The following is a 19998-nucleotide window of genomic DNA, read 5'->3' on the forward strand; positions in this document are numbered from 1 at the left end:
GTGTTCGGATCCATCGGCTCATTCGTCTACCGAATGCGCTACACCGTCATCGCCGTCCTCGTCGCACTGATGGGCGGTCTGGGACTGTACGGCATCAACCTGTCGCAGTACCTGTCCCAGAGCGGGTGGTTCGATCCGCACTCGGAGTCCGCCGTCGGCTCGGTGATCGCCGATACCGCGCTCGGGCGCGATCACAAGTCCGATGTGATCCTGTTGATAACGCCCCCCGAGGGCACCAAGGTCGACGATCCGGCATTCGGCGCCAAGATCGAGAACATCGTCAACAACCTGGTCAAGCAGTACCCCGACATCGTCAGCCGGGACAGTTCCGACGGGCACGCCGGCCTCATCGACCCCTTCGAGCCCGCCGACGCCGGCGCCGGTCAGACCGCCGCCGAGATGAAGCAGTCCCGGATGTGGACGCCGGACCGAAAACACGCGTTCATCTCCATCGGTGTCGCGGGTGACGACGACACCACGATCCTGAACAACTACAAGACGATCGAACCGTTCTTCGACGGGCTCGCGGAGAGATACGACCTGCCGGGAACGCAGTTCCAGCTGGCGGGTCTGCAACCGATAGCCGCCGCCATGAGCAAGGGCATGGAGGACGACATCTCGCGCGCCGAGGTGATCGCACTCCCCGTTGTCGCTCTCATGCTGCTGTTCGTCTTCGGCGGGGTGGTGGCCGCGGTACTGCCGGTGTTCATCGGCGGCATCACCATCGCCGGCTCGCTCGGCATCATGAAGATCCTGGCGCAGATCACCGAGCTGAACATCTTCGCCCAATCGGTCGTCACGCTGATCGGTCTGGGCATCGCGATCGACTACGGCCTGTTCATCGTCAGCAGATTCAGAGAAGAGCTGGCCGAGGGGTACACGGTCAAGGCCGCGGTCCGAAGAACCGTGATGACCGCCGGCCAGACGGTCGTCTTCTCGGCGACCATCATCGTCGCCGCGCTCGCCTGCCTGCTGATGTTCCCGCAGGCGTTCCTGAAGTCCGTCGCCTACGGCGCCATCGCCTCGGTCGGCCTCGCCGCGGTGCTGTCGATCACGGTGCTGCCCGCGATCCTGGCGATCCTGGGCACTCGGATCGACGCCCTGAGCCTGCCGTTCCTGAACCGCAGCAAGACGCGCGAAGAGGTCGAAGAGGGCTTCTGGGGCCGTCTCGCCGGATGGGTGATGCAGAACCCGGTCAAGACCGCGGTGCCCACCGTGCTGCTGCTCCTGGCGCTGATCATCCCGTTCGGCAACATCCAGTTCGGCGGCATGACGGAGGCCTACCTGCCGCCGGACAACGCGAACCGGATCGCGCAGGAGGACTTCGACAAGTACTTCCCGACCGAGCGCACCGAAGATCTCAAGCTGATCGTGACCTACGACCAGAACACCGAGGACGCGGCGGGCAAGATCCAGCGGATCGCCGACGAGGCCAACCAGATCCCCGGCTTCACCAAGCAGTTCTCGCCGACCGCCGACGGCGGCGCCCTCGAGGGCATCTACGGCGACGAGGAGACCGGCCTGGGCGTCACGCAGATGTCCGCGGGCCTGGTGGATCGCAACACCGCGCCCGAGGCGATCAAGAAACTCCGTGAGATCGACGACCAGGGCATGACCGTTTACGTCGCGGGCACGCCGACACTGACCCAGGACTCCATCGACTCGCTGATCAAGCTGCTGCCGTGGATGGCGATCCTGCTGGTCCTGGTCACCGGTCTGCTGATGTTCCTGGCCTTCGGTTCGGTGATCCTGCCGATCAAGGCCGCGCTGATGACCGCGCTGGGCCTCGGCGCGACACTCGGCATCCTGACGTGGATCTTCATCGACGGCCACGGCTCGTCGATCGCGAACTTCACGCCCGGCCCGCTGTTCGCTCCGGTCCTGGTGCTGATCATCGCGATCATCTACGGGCTCTCGACGGACTACGAGATATTCCTGCTCTCCCGGATGGTCGAGGCCAGACAGCAGGGTGCGTCGACCACCGAGGCGATCCGGACGGGCACCGCCCACACCGGCCGCATCATCACCGCGGCCGCCGCGATCCTGGTGGTCGTGACCGGCGCGTTCGGTCTGTCGGACATCGTGATGATGAAGTACATCGCCTACGGCATGATCGCGGCGCTGATCCTCGACGCCACGGTGATCCGCATGCTGCTGGTTCCCTCGATCATGAAGCTCCTCGGCGACGACTGCTGGTGGTCGCCGCGCTGGATGCAGCGTCTGCAGCAGAAGATCGGTCTCGGCGAAGCGATCCTCGAGGACGACCCGAGCCAGAAGCGTCCCGACTACTTCGAGGCAGTGGCCGCGGGCACCTCCGGCGGCGTGGTCGCCGCAGCCGAGGCCCCGACCACCGCCATGCGGGTTCCCGAGCGGACGGCTCCCCGTCAGGTCGCCGGACGCGCGGAGCCGACCGGCCGACGGCGCACCCTGTCCCGCCAGGACGCCCACCGGACCGGCGCCGACAGCGGTCCGCAGCCGACCGCGGACAGCACGCTCGACGAGTTGGTCGACGACAAGACCGCGTCCGCACCGGCCAAGCGCCCCGACCGTCGGGACTCCGGCCCGGACACCGGCTCGTGGAAGCTCGGCCTCGGCGGTGTGCGCCAGACCAGTCCCGACCAGCGGCCTCGACCGCAGCCGCAGCCGCAGGCGACGGTCGGCCGACCGGGCCCGTCGCGGGGTCCGGTGAGCCCGGCTACCAGCGGCTCGCTGCCCGTGGTCGGACGATCACCCGCCGACGGCCTGGCGCCCGCACCAGGAGGTCCGGCTCCGAGCACCGGGCGACGGCCGATCGGTGCACCGCCGGTGCCGCCGCGCCGCGTCCCGCCTCGTCAGGTGGTGCCGGATCAGCCGGCGCCGCAGCCACCGGCACGACCGCAGCGGACCGCACCGGCGCCGCGACCGGTCCAGCCGCAGGCGCAGACTCCGGCACCTGCGGCGCAGGCTCCGGCGCCTCAGCCGAAGCCGGTCCCGAAGCCTGCGCCCACGCCACCGGCTCGGCCGGCCCCGCAGTCCGCCGAGCCGCAGGCCGACGCCGAGTCGCCGGCACCCGCGCGCGAACTTCGACCGGATCGCGGCGACTCCGGGAATCAGATCAGCGTGCAGGATCTGCTTCGACGGAGCCGCTCCCAGCAGTCGGACGAGGAATAGGTAGCGCGAAACCCGGCGGTTAGGCTGGAACGCATGCCCAACGACGACGCCGACCACGTCGCCGCGGATCAGCCGCGGAACAGTGCGTCACAGACCAAGTGGCGTCGTCGGCTCCGCTGGATCCTGATCGTCGTGGTGATCACGATCCTGACGGTCGAAGGCGTGATCATCTGGCCGCAACTCGCCCAGGCGTGGGCCCGGATCGGCGACCTCCGCTGGCAGTGGGTGCTGCTGTCGATCGTGGCCGCGATGCTGTCGATGGACAGCTACGCGCAGGTCCAGCGCGTGCTGATGCGCTCGGCCGGTGTCCGGGTCCGACAACGCGAGTCGCTCGCGGTGATCCTGGCCTCGAACTCGGTCTCCCAGACCATGCCGGGCGGACAGGTGCTCGCCCCCGCCTTCATCTACCGGGAGAGTCGCCGGTGGGGGGCGACCCCGGTCGTCGCCTCATGGCAGCTGGTGATGTCCGGTCTCCTCGCCGGTGCCGGTCTGGCACTTCTCGGTCTCGGCGGCGCCCTGCTCGCCGGCGCCAAGACCAGCCCGTTCTCAGTGATCTTCAGCGTCTCCGCGTTCGTCGTCTTCGTGGCGATCGTGCAGTACATGGCCAGTCATCCGCAGGTGCTGGAGACCATCGCCGCGCGGATCCTGGGCTGGTTCAACCGGCTGCGCGATCGCCCCGCCGAATACGGGACCGACAAGCTGCACCAGATCATCACCCAGCTGCAGGCGGTCAAGCTGGACCGCCGGAACGCCATCGAGGCGTTCGGCTGGAGCCTCTTCAACTGGGTCGCGGACGTCGTCTGTCTGGCGGCGGCCTGCTATGCCGTCGACGCGCACCCGTCCATCTCCGGCCTGATGGTGGCCTACGCGGCGGGCAAGGCCGTCGGCACCGCAGTCCCGCTGCTGCCCGCCGGTCTCGGCGTCGTCGACGGCGTGCTGGTCGCGGCACTGGTGTCGGCGGGCATGCCGACCGCCGACGCGATCACCGCGGTGGTGATCTACCGGATCGTGAGCTACGTGCTCGTCTCGATCGTCGGCTGGGCGGTCATCGCGATCCGGTACCGCGGCGCCTTCAAATCCCGGAAGAGCCTGGACGAGGAGATCGCCGAGGACACCACCCAGAAGAATCCCGCGATCGACCCGCGCCGCCTCGGGCCCGGACCCGACCGCCGCGGACCCGGCCCCGGCCCTGGCGAGACGCCGGACACAGGCGGGCGCTGAACCGAGCTCCGCTGACTACCGTGGAGGTCATGAGTACCCTCGCCCCGGTCGCGTCCGCTCAACGACGCCTCGCGCTCCCCGCCGTCGCCGATGTCGTAGCCCTCTGCGTCTTCGTCGCGATCGGCCGCAGCAGCCATGATGAGGCGGGTTCGCTGACCGGATTCGTGACCACGCTCTGGCCGTTCCTGTGCGGCGCGATCGTCGGCTGGGCGGCGACCGCCGCGCTGCGCCGGGGTCGCAGCTTCACTCCCGCGGCGCTCTGGCCCGCCGGGGTGATCGTGTGGGTCTCGACGGTCGTGGTCGGCATGGTCTTGCGCGTGGTGTCCGGACAGGGCACGGCGCTCTCGTTCTGCATCGTCGCCTCGATCGCCACCGCGGTACTGCTGCTCGGTTGGCGAGCCGTCGCTGCCGCGGTGGGTCGCCGCCGGATCAGCGCGTCGTGAAGTACTTCTGCGCGACCTGCAGCGCCGCGGTTCCGGACTTCTCGCCCTCGCAGTAGATCACGATCACTTCGCCGCCCTGTGAGCCGACGAACCAGCCCGGCCCCTGAGGTCCGTTGGTGCCGACCAGCGCGCGCAGTCCGGGCGCCTTCGTCAGGTCGCTGGCGTCGCCGGTCTTCGCGGTCGTCTCCATGCTTGCGCGGATCTGCCGGACGACGGCGTCGTCGAGCTTGCCCATCTCGCCACCGGTGACCTTGGTCTTCGACCCCTTGATCACGTACGGCTGCGCCGGATCGTTGTCGCCGGACCGTTCCAGCGCCACGCCCAGCGCCGCCATGTTCAGCATCGACGCCGTGTAGTCGGTCGGGTGGTACGCGGCGGACGAGACCTTGGGCGTCGTCCCGCTCGGCAGGCTCATACCCGGCACGGTGAACGTCAGGCCGAGGCCCAGCGAGTGGAGCACCGGCTCGGCGCTCTTCTGGTCGCTGCCCTTGCCCGCCGCGTCGACCGCGTCGAACACCGGGTTCAGGGTGGTGCCGACCGGATACGCGACGCCCGCCTCGATGTTCCGCGCCGCGGCCGCGTCGTTCTGCGCCATCGCCCGGATCGCCCCCGTCGAGGCGTCGACCGTCATCATCGTCGCGGGCTGCGCCACCTCGACCACGGCGTCGCCGAGGGTGAGCTGCTCATTGGGGTCCACCGTGGTCTGCACATCGGGCCCGGCACCGCCCTGGTGGCCGGCGAGCTGCTGCGGCGGCGCTCCCGGCGCGACGAGCTGGACCTGCCAGCCCGCGGTGGCATCCCGGATGGCGTTCCAGTAGTTGGTGAGCCCCGAGCTCAGCGGGGTCGACAACCGTCGGTCGCTCATCACGAGCATGCCCGACTTGTTGACATTCACCCCGGCGATGCGCGACGGATCGGAGTCGAGCTGCTGCATGTCGGCGTCGCGGAGGGTCACCGCGACGACCGGCTGTCCCTGCGACGCGACCAGCTTGTCGTTGATCGCCTTGGCGGTCACCATCGGTGCGACGGGCGCGACGGCCGCGACGAGCGCGCGCACCGACTTCTCGAGGTCCTTCGTCGCCGCCGGATCGATGGTGATCTCGTTGACCGGTTCCATCTGCATGAGCGGCTTGCCCGCGGCGGTCCGGACGGTCGGCGCGGGGGTGGCATCGGTCCGGATCTCCTGGAGTCGACCGTCGGCGGTGAGCCCGGTGTACAGCAGGCCCGGATCCCACTGCACCTTCCATCCCGACGACAGCTGACGGGCCGAACCGGAGGTCTTGGTCTCGAAGGTCCGGTCGCCGGCCCATTTCCACGTGGTCTTGAGGGTGAAGGAGGCGCTGCCGTCGCTGTACTCGACCAGCCTGCCGGTGTCGACCGAGACGTCCTTCGGGTGCATGCCTGCGAAGGTGACACCCAGCGATTCCGCGGCCTGACTCGGCGACGTCGTGAGATCGGCGGCGGCCTGCGTGTCCTGACGGCTGACCGCGTCCGCGAAGTCCTTGACGGCCCGCGAGGCGTCGGAATCGTCTCCTGAGGAGCAGGATGCCATGGCGAGAACCATGGCCAGCGCAGTGATGACGGCGAGCAGCGCTCTTCCAGTCCGCGAAACCATAGTCTCAATTATCACTTCATTCCCATCCGTTTCTCTGGCCACATGCTCGCATTCCGGGAACTATGTGGTCACAATCGCACAACGCGACGCTCGGGGCATCCGTTCCGGCCGACCGAGGACAATGGACTCTATGACCAGGTCCATCCTCCGCTCGGCCGAGCGCGCCCGCACGACGACCGACTGGCTCGAGTCCGCCCATTCGTTCTCGTTCGGCGACAATTACGACCCGGCGAACACTCACCACGGCGTGCTGCTGGTCCAGAACGAGGACGTGATCCGGCCCGGGCAGGGCTTCGACACCCACCCGCACGCGGACACCGAGATCATCACCTGGGTGCTGTCCGGTTCGCTGGTGCACCAGGACTCCGAGGGGCACAGCGGCGTGATCTATCCGGGGCTGGCCCAGCGCATGAGCGCGGGCACCGGCATCCGGCACTCCGAACGCAACGACGACGCCGAGTCCGGCGACCGGCCCGTACACCTGATCCAGATGTGGGTGATGCCGGACGAGTACGGGATCGATCCCGGCTACGAGCAGCTCGACATCGCAGGCGAACTCCAGCCGGGGCGCCTGGTCGCCGTCGCGTCGGGTTCACCGCGTCACGATTCGGCGATCCGCATCGCCAATCGCGGCGCGACGCTGTCGGCCGCCAGACTCGCGCCGGGGCAGCAGATCGTCGTGCCGACGTCGCGTTTCACCCACCTGTTCGTCACCGGCGGAGAAATCGAGGTCGACGGCGAGCGGCTCGGCGGGTCGGACGCCCTGCGCGCCGACGACTTCGGCGGCTCCACGGTCCGGGCGATCACTGACGCCGAGGTGCTGGTGTGGTCCATGGACACCCGCCTCGGGGAATAATCGCGGCGCCGATGTCACTATGGAGAGCGTGACTATCGAGCAGACCTCCGGGCTCGACCTCGAGTGGGTCGAGAACTCCGTACGCGCCGCAGACGACCTTTTCACGCACGTCAACGGGAAGTGGCTGGTGAGCCATGAGATCCCCGACGACCGCAGCATCGACGGCGCCTTCCACGTGTTGCGCGACAACGCCGAAGCCGACGTCCGGACCATCGTCGAGGAATGCGCCGACGGTGCGCCCGAGCCGGGGACCCCGGCCGCCAAGATCGGCGATCTGTACGCGTCGTTCATGGACACCGACCGCGTCGAGGAACTCGGCATCGAGCCGATCGCCGACCGGTTGCGGGAGATCGCCGCGATCGCCGACACCGGCGAACTGGCGGCGCTGCTGGGACGGATGCAGCGCGAGGGCGTCGGCGGCCTGTTCGGCTTCTACGTCGACACCGACGCGCGTCAGTCCGACCGCTACCTGGTCCACCTCACGCAGAGCGGGCTGGGTCTGCCCGACGAGTCGTACTACCGCGAGGAGAACCACGCGGCCACGCGGGAGGCGTACCGCACGCACGTAGCGGCGATGCTGGCCCTGGCCGGCGCGGCCGACGCCACCGAGCAGGCCGCGGCGATCTTCGACCTCGAGACCGCGATCGCCGCGCACCACTGGGACGTGGTCCGACGCCGCGACGCCGAGGCCTCGTACAACCTCCGGACTCTCGCCGAGTTCACCGACCTCGCAGCCGGATTCGACGTACCCAGCTGGCTGGGCGGCCTCGACGCGGGCGAGACGTTCGGCGAGGTGATCGTCGGACAGCCGTCGTTCATCGAAGGCGCCGCGGCGCTCGTCGAGTCCGCGCCGCTGGAGTCGTGGAAGAGCTGGCTCACGTGGCGGTTGCTGCGCACCGTCGCGCCGTATCTGTCCAGCGCGTTCGTCGATGAGAATTTCGCCTTCTACGGCAAGACTCTCACCGGCGCAGAAGTGATCCGGGACCGCTGGAAGCGCGGCGTCGGATTCGTCGAGCAGGCGGCCGGGTTCGCCGTCGGCGAGGTGTACGTGGAGCGGCATTTCCCGCCGGAGGCCAAGGCCCGGATGGACGAGTTGATCGCGAACCTCGTCGAGGCCTACCGCCGCAACATCAGCGACCTGCCGTGGATGACGCCCGCGACGCGCGCCAAGGCGCTCGCCAAGCTCGACAAGTTCACCCCCAAGATCGGCTACCCGGCCTCCTGGATCGACTACTCGACACTCGAGGTCGATCGGGGCGATCTCATCGGCAACTCGCGGCGCGCGGCGGTATTCGAGAACGCTCGCGAGCTCCGCAAGATCGGCGGACCCGTCGACCGCGACGAGTGGTTCATGACCCCGCAGACGGTCAACGCCTACTACAACCCGGGCATGAACGAGATCGTGTTCCCGGCGGCCATCCTGCAGCCGCCGTTCTTCGATCCCGACGCCGACGATGCGGCCAACTACGGCGGCATCGGCGCGGTGATCGGCCACGAGATCGGTCACGGCTTCGACGACCAGGGCGCCAAGTACGACGGCGACGGCAATCTCGTCGACTGGTGGACCGACGACGACCGCACGGAGTTCGGCAAGCGGACGTCCGCGCTGGCCGCGCAGTACAGCGAGTTCACGCCCGAGGGTCTGGACGAGAAGTACAAGGTCAACGGTGAGTTCACCCTTGGCGAGAACATCGGCGATCTCGGCGGGCTGTCGATCGCGCTGGTCGCGTACGGCGTCGCGCTCGAGAAGTCGGGAGTCGACGCGCCGATCATCGACGACCTCACCGGCATTCAGCGCGTCTTCTTCAACTGGGCGCAGATCTGGCGGACCAAGACGCGCGACGAGGAGGCGATCCGTCGCCTGTCGATCGACCCGCACTCGCCGCCCGAGTTCCGCTGCAACGGAGTGGTCCGAAACGTGGACGCGTTCTACGAGGCCTTCGACGTCGCCCCCGGTGACGCCCTCTACCTGGCCGAGGAGGAACGAGTCCGGATCTGGTGACGCGGACTCGCCGGAGGCGCGATACCGGACCGATCGTGTAGACACGATGGCATGGCCCCTCGGCGAATCGTCCGCGTCGTCCTGCCCGCCGCAATCGTCCTGATCTGGCTCGTCATCGGCGGGCTCACCGGGCCGTTGTCCGGCAAGCTGTCGACGGTCACGACCGACGACGCGAGCGCCTTCCTTCCGCAGTCCGCGGAGTCGACACGCGTCGCCGAGGAGTTGCCCGCGTTCACCGACACCGGGTACTTCCCCGCGATCGTCGTCGCCGAGAAGAGCACCCCGATGACGGACGCCGACCGCGACTTCGTGGTCGGCGCCGTCGCACCGCTGGCGGGGACCGAGGGCTTCGGCGGGCAGTTCTCGCCCGCCCTTCCGTCCGCCGACGGCGAGGCGGTCCAGCTGTTCGTTCCGGTGTCGACCGAGGCGAAACCGAAGGACCAGATCGCCGAGCTCACGGATGCACTCGCGAATCCGCCGCCCGGGGTCAGCGTGGCGATCACCGGGCCTGCGGCACAGGCCGCCGACCTCTCGAACGCCTTCGCGGGGATCGACGGCATCCTGCTGTTGGTCGCGGGCGCGGTGGTGCTGCTGATTCTGATCGTCGTGTACCGCTCGCCGATCCTGCCGTTCGTCGTCCTGCTCTCGGCGATCTTCGCGCTCGCCCTCGCCTCCGGAGTGGTCTACGGTCTCGCGAAGGCCGGCGTCCTCGAGCTCAACGGTCAGAGCCAGGGCATCCTGTTCATCCTGGTCTTCGGCGCGGCGACCGACTACGCGCTGCTGCTGGTCGCGCGCTACCGGGAGGCGCTCGCCGACGAGCCCGATGCCCGCGACGCGCTGCGGACGGCGTGGCGCGCGACGATCCCGCCGATCACCGCTTCGGCCGCGACCGTGATCCTTGGTGTGCTGTGCCTGCTGTTGTCGGACCTGAACTCGAACCGGAGCCTCGGCCCGATCGCGGCGCTGGGCATCGCCGCGTCGTTCCTGGCGTCGATCACTTTCCTGCCCGCGATGCTCGCGCTCATCGGCCGGTCGGCGTTCTGGCCCCGAGTCCCGGACACCGAGGGCGGTTCTGCTCACCGCATCTGGCAGCGGGTGGCCGCGTTCGTCGCGCGGTCGCCGCGCCGGGTGTGGGCGGGAACGCTGGTGGTGCTGGTGATCGGTGCGGCGTTCGCCCCCGCCTTCCGGTCCGACGGCGTCTCGACCGACGACTTCTTCCTCGGTGAGGCGGCCTCGGTGACGGGGTCGGAGATGCACGCACGGCACTTCGACGCGGGCTCCGGGACGCCGACCTGGGTGACCGTGAACCAGGACTCGGCGACGACCGTGGCCGACCAGATACGAGCGGTCGACGGCGTCGCCGCCGCCGAGGTCCTCGCCGACGACCGAGGACCGGTGACGCACGACGGCCGTCGGGCCGTTCAGGTGACACTGTCCGACGATCCGGACTCGCTGGCCGCCCAGGACACGATCGTCGACATCCGTTCGACGGCGCATGCGGTGCCGGGCGCCGACGCACTGGTCGGCGGTGGCACGGCCGTCGACCTCGACACCCGGATCAGCGCCCGCCACGATCGCAATCTGATCATCCCGGTGGTGCTGCTCGTCGTCCTGGCCGTGTTGATCGTCCTACTGCGCAGCCTGCTCGCCCCGTTGATGCTGTTGGCGACCACGGTGCTGTCGTTCGGGACCGCGCTCGGAGTGGCCGCTCTCCTGTTCAACGGCCCGTTCGGCTTCCCGGGCGCCGATCCGGTGGTGCCGCTGTTCGCCTTCGTCTTCCTGGTCGCGCTGGGGATCGACTACAACATCTTCCTGATGACCCGAGCACGCGAGGAGGCTCAGCGGCACGGCACACGCGACGGCATGCTCCGCGCACTGACGAGCACGGGCGGCGTCATCAGCGCCGCTGGTCTGGTGCTCGCCGCGACGTTCAGCGCGCTGGCGGTGATCCCGCTGCTGTTCCTCGCGCAGGTCGCGTTCCTCGTCGCGTTCGGCGTCCTGGTCGACACGCTGGTCGTGCGGTCGTTGCTGGTGCCCGCGCTGACTCTGGACGTCGGGCCGCGCATCTGGTGGCCTGGGCGGCCGGACGCGTCGTCGCCCGGCGGTCCGTCGGCCGATCAGCCCGCCCGGTAGTGCAGATACGCGGTGTCGCCGAAGGTCCGGTGTTCGACGAGCCGGAGGTCGAGCCGAGCGTCGTCGGGCAGCGCGCGCAACCCGCCGCCGACGATCTTCGGCACCACGAAGAAGCGGTAGTCGTCCACCATCCCCGCGCGGATCGCCGCGGCGGCGGTCGTGGGACCGAAGATCTCCACCTCGCCCGAGGCGTCCCGGACGATGCCCGCCAGCTCCGAAATGCTCAGGTGCGGAATCAGCCGGGTCCCCGACCCGAGGTCGTCGTCGATCAGCGTCGACGACACGACCACCCGCTCGATCGCCTGCCAGCGCCGGGCGAACTCACGCTCCTCCGAACTCCACGAACCGTCGGCCGGCTCGTTCTCCCAGTACGTCATCAGGAGGTACGTGTTGCGGCCGAGGATCTCCGTCGACACCGGCCCCATGCGTTCGACGTGGAAGGCGAACACCTCGTCGCCCGGCGCCGACCACTGGAAGTCGCCGCTCGCGTCGGCGACGTAGCCGTCGAGCGAGACGGTCGCCGTGTAGGTCAGTGTTCCCATGATGTGTCCGATCTGCGGTGAGGTCGTCGAGATGCCTGCGTCCTTCACGCTATCGGCGCCCTCGACCGACGTCGAGCCCGCGCAGTCGCGCCAATCCCCTTCCGACCGCACCGCAACGAACTAGCGTCACGACTATCCATCGGATCGACTTCGGAAGTGATTCATCGTGACTGCGACATCTTCAGAATCGGCCGCGCGCCAAGGATTCACCTCGCTCCGGGCGGGCGGGATGAACTGGCAGTCGTTCCCGCTCCGACTGTTCACCAAGGGCAACGCGAAGACCTGGGACCCGGCCTCGATCGACTTCTCGCAGGACGCTCTCGACTGGGCCGGCCTGACCGACGATCAGCGCCGGAGCGCCACCTACCTGGTCTCGCAGTTCGTCGCGGGTGAGGAGGCGGTCACCGAGGACATCCGCCCGTTCATGAACGCGATGTCCGCCGAGGACAGGTTCGGCGACGAGATGTACCTGGCGCAGTTCTGCCTCGACGAGGCCAAACACGCGCAGGGGTTCCGCCTGTGGATGGACGCGGTGGGCCTCACCGAGGACCTCCACCCCTACGTCGCCGAGAACCCCTTCTATCGCGAGCTGTTCTACGAGCAGCTGCCGCAGGCGCTGCGCATCCTGAACACCGACCCGTCGCCGGTGAACCAGGTCCGCGCAAGCGTCACCTACAACCACGTGATCGAGGGCAGCCTCGCGCTCACCGGGTACTACGCGTGGCGCCGGATCTGCGTCGAGTCGGAGATCCTGCCGGGGATGCAGCAGTTGATCGGCAGCATCGCCGAGGACGAGACCCGGCACATGGCGTGGGGGACGTTCACCTGCCGCCGACACGTCGCCGCCGACGACTCCCTGTGGCAGGTGGTCACCGACCGTTTCGGCGAGCTGGTCCCCCTGGCGATGGGGATGATCAAGTGGGTCGACGGGCAGTTCGACGAGGCGCCGTTCGGCATCGACAACGACGTCTTCCTGACGTATGCCGCCGATCGCGCGCAGCGGAGACTGCACGCGATCGAATCCGCGCGCGGTCGCCCGGTCGAGGAGATCGACGTCGACTACAGCCCCGTGACCTTGGAGGAGCACTTCAACGCGGAGGACGAGGCGTCGCTCGGCAACTGATCGACCAGACGAGAGAAGTGTCGAGCAATCGACCCCGAGGATCGATTGCTCGACACTTTCTTCGAGGGCGGGACGCCGCCTACGCGTTGCCCGCCTTCCACTGGTCCCAGGTGAGTTCCCAGTCGCCGTAGGTGTCCCACACCGGCAGCGGCGGGCCGCCGGAGTTGGTGATCTCGACGACGTCGCCGAGACCGAAGTGGTCGAACATCCACTGCGAATCGGCGGGGCTGAGGTTCACGCAGCCGTGCGAGACGTTCGAGGAGCCCTGCTGTCCCACCGACCACGGCGCCGAGTGCACGAACTCGCCGTCGTTCGAGATCCGCAGGTCGTTGTAGACGGTCTCCTTGTAGTAGCCGGGATCGCCCTGGCAGACACCGAAGGTGCACGAGTCCATCACGGTCACGGCGGCCTTCTCGGAGATGACATGGGGACCGGTGTGCGACGGGTTGTTCGGCTCGCCGAGGCTCATCGGCATCTGCTTGACCTGCTCTCCGTTGTGGAACACGGTCAGCAGTTCGGTGGCACCGTCGGCCTTCGCGACCCAGGAGTCGTGAACGGTGTAGTCGACGGCGTTGTCCTCGGCGCCGTACACGCCGTCGCCCAGATCGACGCCGTAGACGTCGGCCTCCATGTGGATCTTGGTCCCGGGCTTCCAGTACTCGGGGCCGCGGTAATGCACGTTCTGGTCGTCGACCCAGTACCAGGCGCCGGGCTGCGCCGGCGTGGTGGTGACCTTGAGGTGCTTCTCCACCTCGGCCTTGTTCTGCACGGGCTTGGTGAACTGGAAGACGAGCGGCTGGCCGACGCCGATCCCCACATCGGAGACCACGTCGGGCGACGGGACGACGTTGGCGTACGCGGTGTCGTCCGGGCTGATGGTGGTGACGGTGAAGGACTTGGTGGTCGGCTTCTTGTCACTGTTCACCGCAGTCGCGGCGACGGTGTACGTCCCGCCGTAGCCGAGGTCCTCGGATGTGGTCCAGTGCGTCGCGTTCGCGTCGAGCTTGCCGTCGACCTTCTTGCCGCCCGCGTTGGTCACCGTCACGGTGGTGAGCGTGCCGCCGGTCGCGTCGACGACGATCGGCGTCGTCGGATTGATCGGCTTGCCGTTGGCCACCGGGACCGCCACTGCGGCCGGAGGCGCCGGCGGCGCCGATTCGGTGCCGCTGCAGGCCGCGATCACCATCGCCACGCCGATCAGGCATGACACCAGGATCGCGGAGTTACGTCGAATCACTGTCTATCCCCTCGAGTGCCAGAGAGCGGCGCCCGTGCACCACTCGACAATTCTCCACCGAGTTCCTGTGAATCAGCGCGACGATTTATCAGCGAGGGCCAGTGCCGCGGCAGTCGTACCCGCGGCGGCACCCGTCACGACCAGCACGGACGGCCATGCACCGAGCTTCTTCGCGAGGGGATGTGAGATTCCGAACGCACCGAGGTACGTCACAGACAAGGCACTCGTAACGACCGGACCACGTCGCAGCCAGCTGCGGCCGGCCCCGATGCCCGCCGCCGCGAGAACGGCGCCGCCGGCCGGGCGGACTCCGGAATAGCGGGCGGTGGCGAAGCCGCCGATCAGACCTGCGGTGACGAGTGGAACTGAGACATCGATCTTCACGCTCACCAGGATACGACTATCCATAAACTAGAACACGTTCTATTGTGGTCGGCATGGACGTGACTTACGAGGGAACCAAGCGCGAGATCAGCACCGACGAGGGCGTCATCCGCTACCACGAGGCCGGCGAGCACAACGACGACGTGCTGATCCTGCTGCACGGTTCGGGTCCCGGGGTCAACGGCTGGCGCAACTACCGCGGCAATCTCGGGTACTTCGCCGAGACGCATCACTGCTACATCGTCGAGTTCCCCGGCTTCGGCGTCTCCGATCCGGTCGACGGCCACCCGGTGCTCACCGCGGGCGCCGCGGTCATCCGGTTCATGGACGCCCTCGGGATCTCATCGGCCGCGATGATCGGCAACTCGATGGGCGGCGTGGTCGGCGTCAATCTCGCGATCAAGCACCCCGATCGCGTCGAGAAGCTGGTGACCATCGGCGGCGTGGGCCCGAACGTCTTCAGCTCCAGTCCCTCCGAGGGCATCCGGTTGCTGCAGGAGTTCACCGACGCCCCCGACCGTGACAAGTTGGTCCGCTGGCTGAACTCGATGGTCTACGACCGCGCCCTCGTCACCGAGGAACTCATCGAGGAGCGGTGGGCGGCGGCGAGCGACCCGGCCGCACAGAAGACGGCGGCGATGATGTACGGCTCCAAGGCATTCGAGATGATGCAGCAGTTCATGGCCAACTCGGACACTCCGCCCTACTGGTCGCTCATGCACCTGGTGAAGTGCCCGACCCTGCTGACGTGGGGACGCGACGATCGCGTGAGCCCGCCGGACATGTCGATGGTCCCGATGCGCCTGATCCCCGACGCCGAACTCCACGTGTTCCCGAAGTGCGGTCACTGGGTGATGATCGAGGCGAAGGACGCCTTCGAATCATCCGTCCGCGCCTTCCTGTCTCGGTAGCTCGCAGGCGGTCTCATCCCCGCGCCGCGATGACCGCGGGGGCGAGGACCGACGCGAGGTCGTCGGCGACGTCGGAGTCGGCGTCCGCGTCGGGCGGCATGGCGACGTAGCTGAGCGCCATGCGGGTGATCATCCGCGCGATACGACCGGCGGTCGCCTGATCGACGGCGACCCAGGACTCGACGAGGATCACTTCCAGCCGGGCGCTGGCAGCGCTGATGATCGGCGCGGCATCGGTGGTGATGAGCTTGAGCAGATCGGGTTTCGCCTCGCCCGACAGCAGCGACTGGATCAGCGGATCGTCCGCGGCACTGGCGAAGAAGGCCGCGAACCCCGACCGCAGCGCACCGGTCACGTCGTCGACGTTCGCGTCGATCGCGATGCCGATCTCGGTCGTGAACTCGTCGGCGAGGCGCAGCGCGTACGCCTGCGACAGTCCGGCCCGCGACGCGAACTCGTTGTAGACGGTCTGCCTGCTGACCCCCGCCTGCTTGGCGACGTCGGCCATCGTCACCCGCGCCCAGTCCTTCTCCCGCAGAAGGGTCCGCAGGCCGTCGAGCAGCGTCGTGCGAAGCAGTTGCTTGCTCGCTTCGGCGAAGCTCGGCGTGGACTGGGCGGGGGCACTCACACCGTCGAGCCTAGCGCTGCCGCGATCTCCGCACGGCAGTCCCGAGCCGCCGCGGCCCGGCCCACGGTCACCGCTCCCACCAGCTCGCCGTCGACGACGGTGCGGACCGTCGCGTCACCGTCGGCGATCGAACCGTCGACGATCACCTCGCCGTCGACTGTGGGCCAGCCGACCATCTGGATGTTGACGCCGTACTGCATGGTCCAGGCCCGCGGGACCTCGACGAACGGCGCGGCCGGCTCTCCGGCGAACGACGCGAGCACCGACTTCGCGACCGCCTTGCCCTGGTCGGTGGCACCGAACCAGTGCTCGCCGCGCGCGGGCTCGCCGGTCCGCAGATCCGGCAGCGCCGCGGCGTCGCCCGCCGCGAAGATCCCGGGGACGTCGGTGGCGAGCGCATGGTCGACGACGACGCCCGCCGCACAGGTCGACGCACCCGCGGCGGCGGCCAGCGCGATGTCGGGGGCCGCCCCGATCGCGGCGACCACCGTGCCCACCAGCTGCGCACCGTCCGAGAGCTGCACGCGCCGCGCGGTGGCCGAGTCCGCGGGCGACTCCGTGCGGAGCCAGACTCCGTTCGCCGTGTGCAGGGTCGCGAGATAGTCGGAGACCACGGGCGGCACCACCCGCGCGGCGACTCGGTGGCCGGCTTCGACCACCGTTGCGAGCAGACCGTGCGAGGCGGCGGACGCGGCCAGCTCGAGTCCGATCAGTCCCCCGCCGATCACGACGAGCCGCTGCGACTCGGTCACGCCGTCGCGGATCGCGAGGGCGTCGTCTCGGGTCCGCAACGTCGGCACCTGATCGTCGAGCCAGGCCGGCCGCACCGGCTGTCCGCCGGTCGCGAGGATCAGCGCCCGATAGTCGAGGACGTCGCCGTCGTCGAGCTCGACCGTCCGGTCCTCGGGGTCCACTGCGATGACGCGGACGCCGACTCGGACGTCGATGCTCTTCGCTTCCCAGAAGTCCGGCTTCTGGAGGGCGATCCGCGGTTCCGACAGATCGGCGGCCAGCAGGTCCTTCGACAACGCGGTCCGACGGTACGGCAGGCCGGGCTCGGCTCCGATCAGCGTGACCGGACCGTCGAACCCCTCGGCTCGCAGCGTCGCCGCCGCGGTCGTTCCGGCGGTCCCGGTGCCGACGATGACCACTCCCGCGCCGCGCCCGGCCTCCCCGGTCATGAGCGCGCGACCTCGACCATCTCGAAATCGGCCTTGGCGGCACCGCAGTCGGGGCAGCTCCAGTCGTCGGGGATGTCGTCCCAGCGGGTGCCGGGTTCGATGCCGTCCTCCGGCCAGCCCTCGGCTTCGTCGTACTCGAATCCGCACTGCATGCAGCGGAAGAGTCTGTAGTCGGCGGTGGTCATGTCATCGTCCAATCAGTTCGAAGTCGATCTTCTCGCGGACCCCGCAGTCGGGGCAGGCCCAGTCGTCGGGGATGTCGGTCCAGGCAGTGCCGGCAGGGAATCCCTCGCGTGGGGCTCCCGTCGCCTCGTCGTACACGTAGTCGCACACCTCGCAGCGGTAGGAGCTCATGCCGCAGCCTCCTCGTACTTGGCGAGCAGCTTGGCTTCCTTACCCGGCTGCAGGTTGGCCCGGGTGAGGTCGCCGTCGTAGTGGGCGATGACCCGCTTGTCCATCACGCGACGCCAGATCGGCGGGAAGTAGGCCAGGGTGATCATGCTGGCGTAGCCGCTGGGCAGGTTCGGCGCGTCGTCGAAGCTCCGAAGTGTCTGATAGCGGCGGGTGGGGTTCGCGTGGTGATCGCTGTGCCGCTGCAGGTGGTACAGGAAGATGTTGGTGCAGATGTGGTCGGAGTTCCAGCTGTGCTGCGGCGTGCAGCGCTCGTACCGCCCGCGGTCGTTCTTCTTCCTGCGCAGTCCGTAATGCTCGAGGTAGTTGACGGTCTCCAGCAGCGAGAATCCGTAGATCGCCTGGATGGCGACGAAGGGCAGGATCTGCCAGCCGAAGATCGCCGTCAGCGCGCCCCACAGGACGATGGACATGACCCAGGCGTTGAGGACGTCGTTGCTCGGGTGGAAGACCGGGCGGTCGAGGCGCTTCATGCGGGTGGCCTCGAGTTCCCACGCCGACTTCAGGCTGCCGAACACGCTGCGGGGCAGGAAGGTCCAGAAGGTCTCACCGAATCGCGAACTCGCCGGATCCTCCGGGGTGGCGACGCGGACGTGATGGCCGCGGTTGTGCTCGATGTAGAAGTGGCCGTAGAAGGTCTGCGCGAGGGTGATCTTGGAGAGCCACCGCTCCAGACTGACCTTCTTGTGACCGAGTTCGTGCGCGGTGTTGATGCCGATGCCGCCCATCGCACCGATCGACAGGGCCACCCCGATCTTCGCCGCGAGGCCGAGTCCGCCGTCGACGCCGAGCCACGACAGGTCGCTCGCGGTCCACAGGTAGCACGCGAAGACGACGCTGACCAGCTGGAACGGGATGTAGGCATAGGTGCAGTAGCGGTAGTACCGGTCCGCCTCCAGCTGTTCCATCAGCTCCTCGGGCGGGTTCTGACCATCGGGGCCGAAGAACACGTCGAGGATCGGAAGCAAGACGTAGATCAGGATCGGACCGATCCACCACCACACCGGCGAGACCGCGGAGATCCAGCTCCAGCCGAGGGCGTCGGACGCCCGATTGAAGAGCGCCACCAGGCCGGTCGCGATGAAGATCGCAGTCGGCGGGATCAGGCCGAGCATCCACAGGTGTCGCTTCTTGTCGCGCCAGGCCACCGCTTCCGCGGGGCTCTGATCGATCGTCGGGTTCGCCATGTCTTCCTCCTCGTCCGGCGGGCCGTTCGAGTTTGACAGTAGACCTATACCCGTCCTCTGTCTAGATATTTGAATTGATTTGTAAACCACGCCGATGCCGCCGGCCCCTTCAACGGGAATATGATCTTCGACATGGATTACTCACGGTTCGTCGCAATCGGGGACTCCCAGACCGAAGGCATGTGCGACGGTGACGCCAGGACCGGCTACCGAGGGTGGGCCGATCGACTCGCCGAGCAACTGACCGTGATGAATCCCGATCTCCGATACGCCAACCTCGCCGTCCGCGGGAAGAACACCCGAAACACGCGCGACGAGCAACTGGAACCCGCACTGGCCCTGGATCCCGATCTGATCGCCGCACCCCTCGGCATGAACGACGTGATCGGCCGGATCGACCTCGCCGTCGTTCATGCCGACCTCGACTACATCTATCGGCGACTCGCGGAATCCGGTGCGACCGTGGTGATCTCGACATTCCCCGACGTCGCGCAGACCATTCCGTTCGGCACACGGATCGAGCAGCGACTCGCGGCGATGAACCAGATGATGCGGGACTTCGCCGAGACGTACGGCTTCGTCCTCGTCGACCTGTACTCCGCCCCGGTGCTCTCGGACCTGCGGTCGTGGTCTCCCGACCGCCTGCACGCCTCCCCCTCCGGCCACGACCGGTTCGCCGCGGGCGCCGCGTTCGCACTCGGACTGCCCGGCAGTTCGGCGGATTGGGGCCGCCCTCTGCCGCCGGCCGGCGATCCGAATCGCGTCTCCCGAGCGCTCGACGACGCACGCTGGTTCGTCGCCTTCTTCACCCCCTGGCTCATCCGCAAGATCCGCGGACGGTCGCTCGGCGACGGCCGGACCCCGAAACGACCCGAGCTGCTGCCGGTCGTCGTACCGGGGACCTGACGCACCAAAGGCGCGGTTCGCCACACACCCGCCGATTCGGACCGGGCTACAATCTGCCTCGCCGCAGA

General features: G+C 68.3%; 18 protein-coding genes. 9 read left to right on the forward strand and 9 right to left on the reverse strand.

The window, feature by feature from the left end; genetic code table 11:
- From SCNU_RS11360 to SCNU_RS11370, 3 genes are read left to right on the forward strand one after another with little or no spacing between them, the layout of a single operon-like run.
- Entirely contained in the window at positions 1–3150 is a 3150-nt protein-coding gene (locus SCNU_RS11360) for an MMPL family transporter (protein ID WP_009679515.1), read from the forward strand.
- Between the two features lie 33 nt (positions 3151–3183).
- Positions 3184–4371 carry a lysylphosphatidylglycerol synthase transmembrane domain-containing protein gene (locus SCNU_RS11365; RefSeq protein ID WP_009679516.1) on the forward strand — a complete coding sequence of 396 codons (1188 nt, stop codon included), beginning with the start codon at positions 3184–3186 and terminating at the stop codon, positions 4369–4371.
- A gap of 29 nt (positions 4372–4400) precedes the next feature.
- Positions 4401–4814, forward strand: a complete 414-nt coding sequence (locus SCNU_RS11370) for a DUF3054 domain-containing protein (RefSeq protein ID WP_009679517.1) — start codon at positions 4401–4403, stop codon at positions 4812–4814.
- On the opposite strand, the gene SCNU_RS11375 is transcribed toward SCNU_RS11370, so the two are convergent.
- Entirely contained in the window at positions 4801–6429 is a 1629-nt protein-coding gene (locus SCNU_RS11375) for an NTF2-like N-terminal transpeptidase domain-containing protein (protein ID WP_009679518.1), read from the reverse strand. The genes SCNU_RS11370 and SCNU_RS11375 overlap by 14 nt on opposite strands.
- 130 nt (positions 6430–6559) lie before the next feature.
- On the opposite strand from SCNU_RS11375, the gene SCNU_RS11380 reads away from it, so the two are divergent.
- From SCNU_RS11380 to SCNU_RS11390, 3 genes are read left to right on the forward strand one after another with little or no spacing between them, the layout of a single operon-like run.
- Complete coding sequence (locus SCNU_RS11380) at positions 6560–7285, forward strand: pirin family protein (protein ID WP_009679519.1); 726 nt, start codon at positions 6560–6562, stop codon at positions 7283–7285.
- A 19-nt stretch (positions 7286–7304) separates the two neighbouring features.
- Entirely contained in the window at positions 7305–9287 is a 1983-nt protein-coding gene (locus tag SCNU_RS11385) for a M13 family metallopeptidase (RefSeq protein WP_009679520.1), read from the forward strand.
- A 51-nt stretch (positions 9288–9338) separates the two neighbouring features.
- Positions 9339–11420, forward strand: a complete 2082-nt coding sequence (locus tag SCNU_RS11390; protein ID WP_009679521.1) for an MMPL family transporter — start codon at positions 9339–9341, stop codon at positions 11418–11420.
- On the opposite strand, the gene SCNU_RS11395 is transcribed toward SCNU_RS11390, so the two are convergent.
- Positions 11405–11962 (reverse strand): dihydrofolate reductase family protein, encoded by a 558-nt coding sequence (locus SCNU_RS11395; RefSeq protein ID WP_040518291.1) that lies wholly within the window; start codon positions 11960–11962, stop codon positions 11405–11407. The two genes, SCNU_RS11390 and SCNU_RS11395, sit on opposite strands and share 16 nt — an antisense overlap.
- 166 nt (positions 11963–12128) lie before the next feature.
- Between SCNU_RS11395 and SCNU_RS11400 the strand changes: the two genes are divergently transcribed.
- On the forward strand, positions 12129–13085 hold the full coding sequence (locus tag SCNU_RS11400; RefSeq protein WP_040518257.1) for a R2-like ligand-binding oxidase: 957 nt from the start codon (positions 12129–12131) through the stop codon (positions 13083–13085).
- Positions 13086–13164: 79 nt separating this feature from the next.
- On the opposite strand, the gene SCNU_RS11405 is transcribed toward SCNU_RS11400, so the two are convergent.
- On the reverse strand, positions 13165–14271 hold the full coding sequence (locus SCNU_RS11405; protein ID WP_050792816.1) for a L,D-transpeptidase: 1107 nt from the start codon (positions 14269–14271) through the stop codon (positions 13165–13167).
- Positions 14272–14394: 123 nt separating this feature from the next.
- Positions 14395–14730: a hypothetical protein gene (locus SCNU_RS11410; RefSeq protein WP_040518259.1), complete on the reverse strand. Its 336-nt coding sequence runs from the start codon at positions 14728–14730 to the stop codon at positions 14395–14397.
- Between the two features lie 29 nt (positions 14731–14759).
- Here SCNU_RS11410 and SCNU_RS11415 point away from each other — a divergent pair, with 29 nt between their 5' ends.
- Positions 14760–15617, forward strand: coding sequence for an alpha/beta fold hydrolase (locus SCNU_RS11415; protein WP_009679526.1), 858 nt, complete (start codon positions 14760–14762; stop codon positions 15615–15617).
- Positions 15618–15630: 13 nt separating this feature from the next.
- On the opposite strand, the gene SCNU_RS11420 is transcribed toward SCNU_RS11415, so the two are convergent.
- Genes SCNU_RS11420 through SCNU_RS11440 form a run of 5 tightly spaced genes read right to left on the reverse strand, consistent with a single transcriptional unit; the run spans position 15631 to position 19024 of the window.
- The gene (locus SCNU_RS11420; RefSeq protein ID WP_009679527.1) at positions 15631–16245 is read right to left on the reverse strand and encodes a TetR/AcrR family transcriptional regulator; all 615 of its coding nucleotides are present in this window, start codon (positions 16243–16245) and stop codon (positions 15631–15633) included.
- Entirely contained in the window at positions 16242–17426 is a 1185-nt protein-coding gene (locus tag SCNU_RS11425; RefSeq protein ID WP_009679528.1) for an NAD(P)/FAD-dependent oxidoreductase, read from the reverse strand. The genes SCNU_RS11420 and SCNU_RS11425 overlap by 4 nt, the downstream gene beginning before the upstream one ends.
- A complete protein-coding gene (locus SCNU_RS11430) occupies positions 17423–17611 on the reverse strand; it encodes a rubredoxin (RefSeq protein ID WP_009679529.1) in 189 nt (62 codons plus the stop codon). The genes SCNU_RS11425 and SCNU_RS11430 overlap by 4 nt, the downstream gene beginning before the upstream one ends.
- 1 nt (position 17612) lies before the next feature.
- On the reverse strand, positions 17613–17780 hold the full coding sequence (locus tag SCNU_RS11435) for a rubredoxin (protein WP_009679530.1): 168 nt from the start codon (positions 17778–17780) through the stop codon (positions 17613–17615).
- Positions 17777–19024, reverse strand: coding sequence for an alkane 1-monooxygenase (locus SCNU_RS11440; protein ID WP_009679531.1), 1248 nt, complete (start codon positions 19022–19024; stop codon positions 17777–17779). The genes SCNU_RS11435 and SCNU_RS11440 overlap by 4 nt, the downstream gene beginning before the upstream one ends.
- Before the next feature lie 132 nt (positions 19025–19156).
- Between SCNU_RS11440 and SCNU_RS11445 the strand changes: the two genes are divergently transcribed.
- Positions 19157–19930 (forward strand): SGNH/GDSL hydrolase family protein, encoded by a 774-nt coding sequence (locus SCNU_RS11445; RefSeq protein ID WP_040518292.1) that lies wholly within the window; start codon positions 19157–19159, stop codon positions 19928–19930.
- The last annotated feature ends 68 nt before the right edge of the window (positions 19931–19998 follow it).

This window comes from Gordonia neofelifaecis NRRL B-59395 (assembly GCF_000192435.1).
Taxonomy (GTDB): Bacteria; Actinomycetota; Actinomycetes; order Mycobacteriales; family Mycobacteriaceae; genus Gordonia; species Gordonia neofelifaecis.